Below are 9,909 nucleotides of genomic sequence, written 5' to 3'. Positions count from 1 at the left end.
GCAAGACGCTCGACTGGGATACCCCAGCCGAGCGTCTACGTGATCTACTCACCACCTGAAACAAGTGGTGTTGCGACGACCCCTTGAACCCAAGGGGAAGCCTGCGGGCCCTGCGTCGTCGTTCGCCGTGCTTGCCGGCGCCGTTCTCAGTGGCCGCCGAAGCCGTTGCCTCCGCCCACCGCGGTGAGGGTCACCGGCTGCCCCTCCTGGAGCTGGGTGCCCGCCCCCGGGTCGACCTGGAAGACCTTGGCGTTGTCGTCGGCCTGGTTGCCCGTCATGTCGACCGCGGTGATCTGCAGGTTCAGGTTCAGCGCCTGGAGTTCCTGCTTGGCCTGACCGACGGTCTTGCCCGCCAGGTCGCCCGGCATGGTCGCCGGCGGCTGCTGGCTCTGCTGCGGTCCCGAGGAGACGGTCAGCACGATCGCGGTGTCCAGCGACTGCTCGCCCGCGTTCGGATCGGGTGTCTGGCTGATGACGCTGCCCTGGGGCGTCTCGTCGGACGGCTGGTCGGTGCCCCGGGTGATGTTCGTGAAGCCCTGCGCCTTGAGCGCGCTGACCGCCTGGTCGTAGGTGTCGCCCTTGACGTTGGTCGGGGTGACCTTCTTCGGCTGCACCGCGACGGTCAGGGTGATCGTCGAGCCCTTGGCGACCTTGGTGCCGCCCTTCGGGTTCTGGCTGAGGACGGTGCCGGCGTCCACGGTGGTGGACGTCTGGGTCTTCTGCTCGACCTGGAAGCCCTGCTTGGTCAGCTCGGTGTTCGCGTCGTCGAACTTGTCGTTGGTCACATCCGGCACCGCGATCGGTGCGGAGCCCTTCGACAGGTTGACGGTGACCGTCTTGTCCGACGGGATCTCGGAGTCGGCCTTCGGGTCCTGCTGGCAGACCAGGTTCTTGTCGACGTTCGGGCAGAAGACCGCCGGGCCCTTGACCAGCTTGATGCCGACGTTGTCCGCCTTGGCCTGCGCGTCGGTCATCGAGATGTTGGTGAAGTCCGGCACGGTGCCGCCGTTCTGGGCGTGCCCGCCGAACAGCGACTTGCCGAGGAAGATCGCGCCGATCAGCACCAGCACCGCGGCCACGACCAGCAGCACCGTGGAGGTGTTGCTGGACTTCTTCTGGCGCCGCCGGTCCGGGCGGTCCTCGTAGCCGTAGCCGCCGTCGTCGTCGCGGGCCGGCGGCAGCATCGAGGTCTGCGGGTCGGTCTGCGGCGGCATCGCGGTGGTGGCCGCCGTGTCGCCGTACTGGTGCGGGTAGCCGTAGCCGGCCGCGCCCATCATGGCGGTGGCGCCGACCGGCTGGCCGTCCAGCGCCGCCTCCACGTCGGCCCGCATCTCGTCGGCCGACTGGTAGCGGTAGTCCGGGTCCTTGGTCAGCGCCTTCAGCACGATGGCGTCCATCGCCGGGGTGACCTCGGGGTCGTACACCGACGGCGGCTGCGGCTCCTCGCGCACGTGCTGGTACGCCACCGCGACCGGCGAGTCGCCGACGAACGGCGGCCGGACGGTCAGCAGCTCGTACAGCAGGCAACCCGTCGAGTACAGGTCGGAGCGCGCGTCGACCTGCTCGCCCTTGGCCTGCTCGGGCGAGAGGTACTGCGCGGTGCCGATCACCGCGGCGGTCTGGGTCATGGTCATGCCGGACTCGCCCATCGCGCGGGCGATGCCGAAGTCCATGACCTTGACCTGGCCGGTGCGGGTCAGCATCACGTTCGCGGGCTTGATGTCGCGGTGCACGATGCCGGCCCGGTGGCTGTACTCCAGGGCCTGCAGGATGCCGACGGTCATTTCCAGCGAGCGCTCCGGCAGCAGCTTGCGCCCGGAGTGCAGCAGCTCGCGCAGGGTGGAGCCGTCGACGTACTCCATCACGATGTACGGGATGGAGACCCCGTCGACGTAGTCCTCACCGGTGTCGTACACGGCGACGATCGAGGGATGGTTCAGAGAAGCGGCCGACTGGGCCTCACGGCGGAACCGGGCCTGGAAGGACGGATCACGGGCGAGGTCCACCCGTAGCGTCTTCACGGCAACGGTACGGCCGAGGCGCGTGTCGTGGGCGAGGTACACCTCGGCCATGCCACCGCGGCCGAGCACCGAGCCCAGCTCGTACCGGCCGCCGAGGCGACGCGGCTCTTCCATAGCTCTGCCCTCTCCTCAATCCCGCTGTCCCAAGCTCAACCCGACATGTGAACCTGTGCCCTACGCCTGCTCGGAGATACGCTACCGGGCGCGCGGCGCGCACATTCGGCTCAGCGGTCCGCTGATATCCGACCGGTATCTGGCTGCGACCCAATCCGGACGTGACGTGTCTCTCACTTGTTGAGCACCGCTTCCATGACGTCCTTGGCGATCGGAGCGGCGAAGCCGCCACCGGAGACGTCGTCGTGGTTGGCGGCGGCGTCCTCGACCACGACCGCCACGGCGACCGGCGATCCCTGGTCGGTCATCGCGTAGGAGACGAACCAGGCGTACGGCGTGCCCTGGTTGTTGATGCCGTGCTGCGCGGTACCGGTCTTGCCGCCCACCTTGACGCCGGGGATCTTGGCGTTGGTGCCGGTACCCGAGTCGACGACGGTCTCCATCATGGACTGGAGCTTCTGCGCGTTCTCCGCCGACAGCGGCTGGCTCATCTGCTTGGGGCTGGTCTGCGCGATGGTGCTCAGGTTCGGCGCGACCAGCTTGTCGACCTCGTACGGCTGCATCAGCTTGCCGTTGTTCGCGATCGCGGAGGCGACCATCGCCATCTGCAGCGGGGTGGCCGTGGTGTCGAACTGGCCGATCGAGGACTGCGCGACGTGGTCGGGGCTCATCTCGGTGTCGAAGTTGCTGGCGTCCGCGCGGACCGGGACGAACTGCTCCTTGTTGAAGCCGAACTGCTGGGCCTCGTCGACCATGTCCTTGAGCCCCACCTCGGCGCCGAGCTTGCCGAAGACGCTGTTGCACGAGTACCTCAGCGCCTTGCGCAGGGACGCGTTCTTGCAGGGGATGTTGCCCTCGTTCGGCAGCGGGGTGGTGGTGCCCGGCAGGATGTACGGGTCCGGGGAGTTCGTGTCCTTGTCGATGTCGCTGACCTTGCCGTTCTGCAGCGCCGCGGCCGCGGTGACCAGCTTGAACGTCGAGCCGGGCGGGTAGGTCTGGCGCAGCGCCCGGTTCAGCGTCGGGTCGTTCGGGTCGTTCTTCTTTGCGACCGCGTTCCAGTTCTTCTCGTCGGTCAGCGAGTTGCCCGCGAAGGAGCCGGGGTCGTACGACGGGGTGCTGGCCATCGCGAGGATCGCGCCGGTGCGCGGGTCGAGCGCCACCACGGCGCCCTTCTTCTTGCCGAGCCCGTTGTACGCGGCGGCCTGCGCCTTGGCGTTCAGCGTGGTCACCACGTTGCCGCCCTGCTTCTGCTTGCCGGTGAGCAGGTCGACGGTGCGGTTGAAGAAGAGCCGGTCGTCGTCGCCGGTGAGGAACTTGTCCTCCACGCCCTCCAGCATGGTGGTGCTGTACGCCTGCGAGGCGTACCCGGTCACCGGCGCCCACATCGGGCCGTCGGTGAAGGTCTGCTTGTACTTGAAGTCGCTGCCGGTGGTCGTGGTGTGCCCGGTGATGGCCTTGCCGTCCACGATGATGTCGCCGCGCGGCTGGGCGAACTGGTTGATCGCCACCCGCCGGTTGTGCGGGTCGCTGGAGAGCTGGCCGGCCTGGACGTACTGCACGTAGTTCACGCGCGCGAGCAGGGCGAGGACGAGGAGGCCGCAGAAGACCGCGACCCGTCGCAGGGGCTTGTTCACTGGCTGCGCACCACCTGGGTCGCTTCGGCATCGGGAGAGGGGGCTGGGCTCGGCGCCGGGCGCCGGGCGGTGTCGCTGATTCTCAGCAGCAGCGCGACCAGCGCCCAGTTGGCGATCACCGAGGAGCCGCCCTGGGCGAGGAACGGCATGGTCATACCGGTCAGCGGGATGAGCCCGGTGACGCCGCCGGCGACCACGAAGACCTGGAGCGCGAAGCCGCCGGACAGGCCGACCGCGAGCAGCTTGCCGAACGGGTCGCGGGCGGCCAGCGCGGTGCGCAGGCCGCGCTCGATCAGCAGCCCGTACAGCAGCAGGATGGCCATCACGCCGGCCAGGCCCAGTTCCTCGCCGACGGTGGCGAGGATGTAGTCGCTCTTCGGGGCGATGCCGCCGATCAGCCGGCTGTAGCCCTCGCCGAGGCCGGAGCCGAACAGGCCGCCGGAGCCGAAGGCGTAACGGGACTGGGCGGTCTCGGTGACGCCGCCGTTCTGGAGGGCGAGCGGGTGCAGCCACTCCTGGACGCGGACCTTGACGTGCGCCTCGGTGGAGCCGACCACGACGGCGCCGCCCGCGCTGAGCAGCAGGCCGAAGACGATCCAGCTGGTCCGCTCGGTGGCCACGTAGAGCATGATCACGAAGAGGCCGAAGAAGAGCAGCGAGGTGCCCAGGTCGGTCTCGAAGACCAGGATCATCAGGCTGAGCGCCCAGATCACCAGGATCGGGCCGAGGTCGCGGCCGCGCGGCAGGTACAGGCCCATGAAGCGGCGGGAGGCGAGCGCGAGGGCGTCGCGCTTGACCATCAGGTAGCCGGCGAAGAAGACCGCGATCACGATCTTGGCGAACTCGCCCGGCTGGAGCGAGCCGACACCGGGGATGGTGATCCAGATCCGGGCGCCGTAGACCGCCGGGAAGAAGATCGGCGCGATCAGCAGGGCGAGCGCGACGATCATCGAGATGTAGGTGTACCGCTGCAGGATGCGGTGGTCCTTGAGGAAGACCAGGACGATGGCGAAGAGCGCCACTCCCAGCGCCGACCACATCAGCTGCTTGGGGGCCATCGGGCCGCCGAGCTGGGCGGTGGTGATGGAGGGTTCCTGGTCCAGCCGCCAGATGAGTACCAGGCCGAGGCCGTTGAGGAGGGTCGCGATCGGCAGCATCAGCGGGTCGGCGTAGGGCGCGAACTTCCGCACGAGCAGGTGCGCTATGCCCGCGATGCAGCCCAGGCCGAGGCCGTACTCCGCCAGGCTCGCGGGCACCGAGCCGTGCTTGGCGAGCCCGGCGTCGGCGTAGGCGAAGACGGGGATCGCCACTGCGAAGAGCAGCATGGCCAGTTCGGTGTTGCGGCGGTTGGGCGCGCCGATCGACGTGATCGTCGTGGTGTTGCTGGCGCTCATGACGAGCCGAACCTTCCTGCTGCTTTCCGTACCGGCACTACTGCTGGTCCGTGCTGCACTGCCCGGCCAGCTTCTTCTCGTCGGGCGTCAGCGTCGGACCGGGAGCGGGGGTCGGGGTGGTGGTGACCTTCTTCCCGCCCTGCTGCTTGCCTTCGGAGTTGCCGGCGGCACCGCCGGAGCCGACCGAGTTCTCCGCGTTCTTCGCGGCGTTCTTCGCCTTGTCGGCCACGCTCTGGGCGTCGGCGACCTTCTTGCACACCCCCGCCTGCTGGGCGAGTTCGTCGGCCTTGTCGTTCGCCTGCCCGAGGCTGCTGGTGGCGATGGTGTCCTGCACCTGCTTGCGCTGGTACGACGGCAGGTACTTCAGCGGGATGTCCGCGCGGTCGTGGTGCACCTTGGACAGGCTGAGCCCGACGAGCTTCTGGTCGATGCCCTGGTAGACCGCGACGTGGTCGCCCTTGGCGCCCACGTAGTACTGGGTCTGGGTCCAGGAGTACGCCGCGTACAGGCCGCCGGCCACCACGGCCAGCACCACCAGGGTGATCAGGCTGCGCTTGGGCCACTTGCGCGCGGCGGGCTTGTCGAGGTCGGCCTCGTCGTAGCCGCCGAAGGCGCCGAGCGGGGCGCCGGGCACCGGGTCGCCGCTGCCGGGCGGCCCGAACGCGCCGGACGGGCCGGCCTGGTGCGGGGTGCGGCCCAGCTCGGAGGCGCGGCCGGCCGGGGTGTCCAGGTGCCGCGGGTCGTTGGGCTGCGACTGGTGTTCGGCGACCGCGCCGACCACCACCGGGGTGTCGTTGAGCTGGGCGGCCTGGGTGTCGCCGTCGTCGGTGTCCAGCACGTCCGCGACGATGCAGGTGATGTTGTCGGGGCCGCCGCCGCGCAGGGCGAGCTGGATCAGCTCCTGCACGGTCTCGTGCGGGGCCTGGTAGCCGCCGAGGGTGTCCTCCATCGTCTGATGGCTGACCACCCCGGACAGGCCGTCCGAGCAGATCAGGTAGCGGTCGCCGACCCGCACCTCGCGGATGGACAGGTCGGGTTCGACCCGCTCGCCGCTGCCGAGCGCGCGCATCAGCAGCGAGCGCTGCGGGTGGGTGGTGGCCTCTTCCTCGGTGATCCGGCCCTCGTCCACCAGCCGCTGCACCCAGGTGTGGTCCTGGGTGATCTGGGTGAGGACGCCGTCCCGCAGCAGGTACGCGCGGGAGTCGCCGACATGCACCAGGCCGAGCCGCTGCCCGGTCCACAGCAGGGCGGTGAGCGTGGTGCCCATGCCCTCCAGTTGCGGGTCCTCCTCGACCATGTGCAGCAACTGGTCGTTGGCCCGCTGCACGGCGGTGCCGAGGGAGGTGAGGATGTCCGAGCCGGGGATGTCGTCGTCGAGCGTGACGATGGAGGAGATCACCTCGGAGGAGGCGACTTCGCCGGCGGCCTGGCCGCCCATGCCGTCGGCGATCGCGAGCAGACGGGGGCCGGCGTAGCCGGAGTCCTCGTTCCCCTCGCGGATCATGCCCTTGTGTGAACCGGCGGCGAAACGCAGGCTCAATGACATGCGTACCTCCCCCGTCGGTTCCGGGTACATCCGCACGCTGCCCACCCTCTCGCTCGCGCGTCGTGGCTTCGCTGCCCCATTGTGCGACTACTTCCGCAGCTCGATGACGGTCTTGCCGATGCGGATCGGCGCGCCCAGCGGGACCGGGGTGGGCGTGGTCAACCGGTTACGGTCCAGATAGGTGCCGTTGGTGGAACCCAGGTCCTCGACGATCCACTGGCCGTCGGTGTCCGGGTAGATCCTGGCATGCCTGCTGGACGCGTAGTCGTCATCGAGCACAATCGTCGAGTCATGCGCTCGGCCCAGGGTGATGGTCTGGCCCTGGAGTGCCACTGTGGTGCCGGCCAGCGAACCCTCGGCGACCACCAGTTTGGTGGGGGCGCCGCGTCGCTGGCGGTTGTTCTGCGGCTGCTGGCGGGGCTGCTGCACCTGCTGCTGGCGCTGCTGCGGCGGGCGGGACCGGTCGTCGGCCCGGCGCGCGCCGCGCTGGGTCACCCGGGTCCCGAACAGGTCGCTCCGGATGACCTGGACCGCGACGATGACGAACAGCCACAGCACGGCGAGGAAACCCAACCGCATGACCGTCAGGGTCAGCTCTGACATTGCCCCCGCTTCACCCTTCGGCTTGCCTGTACACGATGGTGGTGCTCCCCACGACAATGCGGGAGCCGTCGCGGAGCGTAGCGCGCTGGGTGTGCTGTCCGTCCACCACGATGCCGTTTGTCGACCCGAGGTCCTGTACGACGGAGGGGGTGCCGACCCGGATTTCGCAGTGCTTGCGCGATACGCCCGGGTCGTCCACGCGCACGTCGGCCTCGGTGGAACGGCCGAGCACGAGGGTGGCGCGGGAGATCTGGTGGCGGGTGCCGTTGATCTCCACCCAGCGCCGGGTGGCGGCCGCGGGGGAGCCGGCCGGTACGCCGGTGCCGGGCAGCCGGGTCACCGGGGCGGCGCCGCCCGGCGGCGGCGCGGCGGGCATCGGCGGCGGGCCGGCCGGGCGCTGCGGCGGGCCGTGCCGGTCGGGGGCGGGCCGGGCCGGCCGCGGCTGCTGCGGCGGGTACGGCTGCGGGGCGGGCGGCTGCTGGTAAGACGGCTGCGGCCGGCCGGCGGGCGGCTGGTGGCCCTGCGGCGCCTGCGCGTGCTGGGACTCGCTGGACGCCAGGGTGCGGCTGCGCACCCGGTACAGCCCGGTGTCCAGGTCGTCGGCCCGCTCCAGGTGCACCTTGATGGTGCCCATGAACGTGTAGCGCTGCTGCTTGGCGTAGTCCTTGACCATCCCGGCGAGCTCGTCGCCGAGTTGGACCGCGTACGGGCTCAGCCGTTCGTAGTCGGGGGCGCTCAGTTCGACGATGAAGTCGTTGGGCACCACGGTGCGGTCGCGGTTCCAGATCGTCGCGTTGTTGTCGCACTCACGCTGCAGCGCGCCCGCGATCTCCACGGGCTGCACCTCGCTCTTGAAGACCTTGGCGAAGGTGCCGTTCACCATGCCCTCAAGTCGCTGCTCGAAACGCTTCAGCACACCCACCGGGCACCTCCCTCCTCCGGATCGTCCGTCGGCTCGTTTCCGATACTGCTTACTGATCGTATCCACGCGTGGGAAAAACCGGCGGTTCCCCGATCTTGCTCGGGTGGTCAGTGTCAACCCTCACACCGTGCCGCGCCTGCCGTCCTCCTACCCACTGCGATGGTAGATGGGGCGGCTGTACGCGGTCCGGGGTTCCGGCCGTACCCACCAGTGTCCCCAGTGTCCCGCACCGGCGGGCTCCACCACACCGCCTTCCCTCCGGGCGTGTGCCACCACCGGGCGCCCCGAAACGGATGTGATTGCACCGCACGCGCCGTGCTAATCTTCTGCATGTCGGACGGGGCTCCCGCACCACCAAGACCTACAGGTCCAGGGCAGTGTGAGAATCCCAACGACAACACCCATGCGCGGGTGGCGGAATAGGCAGACGCGCTGGATTCAGGTTCCAGTGCCCGAAAGGGCGTGGGGGTTCAACTCCCCCCTCGCGCACACAGACGAGACGGTCGGCATCGTGATCACGATGCCGACCGTCTCGCGTTGTGCCGGGGCGATCCGCCGCCGCGGCCCGCTGCCGTCACCGGCTCCGGGTGAGCGTGATCACAGGCGTTCGGCCATGGCTCCTCTCGGGCGAGTCCAAGTGACCATCCGCCCCGTACCTCCGGGCGCGTCCGGGCGGTCCGGCCCCGCACCTCCGTCCCGCCGGCCGTCGGCCCGGTGGCAGCGGGCGGCGTGGTGGGGGCCGGTGCGGAACGCGGCCGGAGGCGGAGCCCTGTCGGACGCATCGGTGGCACCGGGGCGGGAACCCGTGCAGGGTGGTGTCCGTTGGACGGATTGGGCAAAGCAATCGTCAAGCGGCGCGGCCCGCGCCGAACCGAGCAGGGAGATCCAGCATGGGTGTCAGCCTCTCCAAGGGCGGCAATGTCTCGCTGACGAAGGAGGCCCCCGGACTCACGGCGGTCACCGTCGGCCTGGGGTGGGACGTAAGGACCACCACCGGCAGCGACTTCGACCTCGACGCGAGTGCGCTGCTGCTCGACGCCTCCGGCAAGGTCGTGTCGGACAAGCACTTCGTCTTCTTCAACAACCTCAAGAGCCCGGACGGCTCCGTCGAGCACACCGGCGACAACCTCACCGGTGAGGGCGAGGGCGACGACGAGTCGATCAAGGTCAATCTCGCCACCGTTCCGGCCGAGGTGGACAAGGTCGTCTTCCCGGTCTCGATCTACGAGGGCGAGACCCGGCAGCAGAGCTTCGGCCAGGTGCGCAACGCGTTCATCCGCGTGGTGAACCAGGCGGGCGGCGCGGAGATCGCCCGCTACGACCTCACCGAGGACGCCTCCACCGAGACCGCGATGGTCTTCGGTGAGCTGTACCGGAACGGTGCGGAGTGGAAGTTCCGCGCGGTGGGCCAGGGGTACGCCTCGGGCCTGCGCGGCATCGCCCAGGACTTCGGCGTCAACCTCTGACGAGGCTGGTGCCGAGGGACTGACGGGTTCCCGGCGGGGACTTCACGAGGTCCCACCGGCCACCGCTCCAGCGGTCCGGCAGAAGCAGATCGCGGGGTGGGGGGGGGGGGGGGGGGGGGGGGGGGGGGGCGGGCCGCGCCGCCCCGGGGCCCGGGGCGCCGCGCGGGCCCCCCCGGGCCGCCGCGGCGCCGGCGCCCCCCGGCCCGCCG

General features: G+C 69.9%; 7 protein-coding genes and 1 tRNA gene. 2 read left to right on the top strand and 6 right to left on the bottom strand.

Going from position 1 to position 9,909, the window contains the following annotated elements; genetic code table 11:
• Positions 1 to 146 precede the first annotated feature (146 nt).
• The 6 genes from pknB to ACIPAE_RS39665 all read right to left on the bottom strand — a co-directional run bounded on the left by pknB (position 147) and on the right by ACIPAE_RS39665 (position 8,234).
• Complete coding sequence (gene pknB, locus ACIPAE_RS39690; RefSeq protein ID WP_329366949.1) at positions 147 to 2,135, bottom strand: Stk1 family PASTA domain-containing Ser/Thr kinase; 1,989 nt, start codon at positions 2,133 to 2,135, stop codon at positions 147 to 149.
• Positions 2,136 to 2,308: 173 nt separating this feature from the next.
• A complete protein-coding gene (locus ACIPAE_RS39685; protein ID WP_329366947.1) occupies positions 2,309 to 3,769 on the bottom strand; it encodes a penicillin-binding protein 2 in 1,461 nt (486 codons plus the stop codon).
• Positions 3,766 to 5,163, bottom strand: coding sequence for an FtsW/RodA/SpoVE family cell cycle protein (locus ACIPAE_RS39680; protein ID WP_328466699.1), 1,398 nt, complete (start codon positions 5,161 to 5,163; stop codon positions 3,766 to 3,768). The genes ACIPAE_RS39685 and ACIPAE_RS39680 overlap by 4 nt, the downstream gene beginning before the upstream one ends.
• A gap of 37 nt (positions 5,164 to 5,200) precedes the next feature.
• Positions 5,201 to 6,739: a Stp1/IreP family PP2C-type Ser/Thr phosphatase gene (locus tag ACIPAE_RS39675; RefSeq protein WP_329374127.1), complete on the bottom strand. Its 1,539-nt coding sequence runs from the start codon at positions 6,737 to 6,739 to the stop codon at positions 5,201 to 5,203.
• Between the two features lie 57 nt (positions 6,740 to 6,796).
• Positions 6,797 to 7,312, bottom strand: coding sequence for an FHA domain-containing protein (locus tag ACIPAE_RS39670; RefSeq protein ID WP_328466701.1), 516 nt, complete (start codon positions 7,310 to 7,312; stop codon positions 6,797 to 6,799).
• A gap of 10 nt (positions 7,313 to 7,322) precedes the next feature.
• Positions 7,323 to 8,234, bottom strand: coding sequence for a DUF3662 and FHA domain-containing protein (locus ACIPAE_RS39665; RefSeq protein ID WP_329366943.1), 912 nt, complete (start codon positions 8,232 to 8,234; stop codon positions 7,323 to 7,325).
• Positions 8,235 to 8,639: 405 nt separating this feature from the next.
• Here ACIPAE_RS39665 and ACIPAE_RS39660 point away from each other — a divergent pair.
• Positions 8,640 to 8,723 (top strand) — tRNA-Leu (locus ACIPAE_RS39660).
• Between the two features lie 401 nt (positions 8,724 to 9,124).
• Positions 9,125 to 9,700, top strand: coding sequence for a TerD family protein (locus ACIPAE_RS39655; RefSeq protein ID WP_329366930.1), 576 nt, complete (start codon positions 9,125 to 9,127; stop codon positions 9,698 to 9,700).
• The last annotated feature ends 209 nt before the right edge of the window (positions 9,701 to 9,909 follow it).

This window comes from Streptomyces sp. NPDC087270, assembly GCF_044744625.1.
In the GTDB taxonomy this organism is placed as follows: Bacteria; Actinomycetota; Actinomycetes; order Streptomycetales; family Streptomycetaceae; genus Actinacidiphila.
This window is presented reverse-complemented; position numbering and strand designations above follow the sequence as displayed.

Coding starts and splice junctions, on each gene's coding strand:
- pknB (WP_329366949.1), bottom strand. CDS start 2,135: ATGGAAGAGCCGCGTCGCCTCGGCGGCCGGTACGAGCTGGGCTCGGTG.
- ACIPAE_RS39680 (WP_328466699.1), bottom strand. CDS start 5,163: ATGAGCGCCAGCAACACCACGACGATCACGTCGATCGGCGCGCCCAAC.
- ACIPAE_RS39675 (WP_329374127.1), bottom strand. CDS start 6,739: ATGTACCCGGAACCGACGGGGGAGGTACGCATGTCATTGAGCCTGCGT.
- ACIPAE_RS39670 (WP_328466701.1), bottom strand. CDS start 7,312: ATGTCAGAGCTGACCCTGACGGTCATGCGGTTGGGTTTCCTCGCCGTG.
- ACIPAE_RS39655 (WP_329366930.1), top strand. CDS start 9,125: ATGGGTGTCAGCCTCTCCAAGGGCGGCAATGTCTCGCTGACGAAGGAG.